Annotated in this window: 2 protein-coding genes; both read right to left on the reverse strand. The window is 58.0% G+C overall.

The window, feature by feature from the left end; genetic code table 11:
- Positions 1–186, reverse strand: a 186-nt coding sequence (locus tag EN969_RS34055) for a hypothetical protein (protein WP_127419924.1), incomplete at its 3' end; no start/stop codon positions are given.
- Positions 187–356: 170 nt separating this feature from the next.
- Complete coding sequence (gene rpmG, locus EN969_RS34060; protein ID WP_006201775.1) at positions 357–524, reverse strand: 50S ribosomal protein L33; 168 nt, start codon at positions 522–524, stop codon at positions 357–359.
- Positions 525–660: the final 136 nt, after the last annotated feature.

The following is a 660-nucleotide window of genomic DNA, read 5'->3' on the forward strand; positions in this document are numbered from 1 at the left end:
GGAAGGCGTGGCGGGGCTGTCAGGCTGAGGTGCAGGCGGTGCGGCCTCTTCCTCAGTCAGAACCTGGTCAGTCCTGGCCTTGATCTCATCGGCCGTCTGCTGGCTTATCAGCCCGTTGCTGACGGCAAAGCCAGCAGCCAGAGCGACAAGGGCTGCAATGATTGCAGCTTTCAACTTCTTCGACATCCATAGGCGCCTTATTCGTGACACCCAACCCACGGCCAAGGGTGCCGCAACCATGGCTAAGGGTCAATCCTTTGGCTGGAGTCTCTGCTCGGATGCAACGAAATCAACTGTTACAAACGAAAAACGCCGCCCATTGGGCGGCGTTTCGGCATTGCGGCGGGAAACCCGGATTACTTGATCTTGGTTTCCTTGAACTCGACGTGCTTCTTGGCGACCGGGTCGTACTTGCGGAACGACAGCTTGTCGGTCTTGGTGCGGCTGTTCTTGCTGGTCACGTAGAAGAAACCGGTGTCGGCGGTCGACAGAAGCTTGATCTTGATGTTTGCGGCTTTGGCCATGATATCAGTCCGTTTGTTCGTGGGGTTTTGGCCGCTGGAGCACGGGGAAACACCCGGACGCGGGAAACTTGGCGCGACACATAAAGAACGCGCCCGGAAAGTCAAGCCCGGTAGGCCTTGTGCGACCCACCAGAGC

The sequence above is a fragment of the Mesorhizobium sp. M7A.F.Ca.CA.003.01.2.1 genome (genome assembly GCF_003998945.1).
Taxonomy (GTDB): domain Bacteria; phylum Pseudomonadota; class Alphaproteobacteria; order Rhizobiales; family Rhizobiaceae; genus Mesorhizobium; species Mesorhizobium ciceri.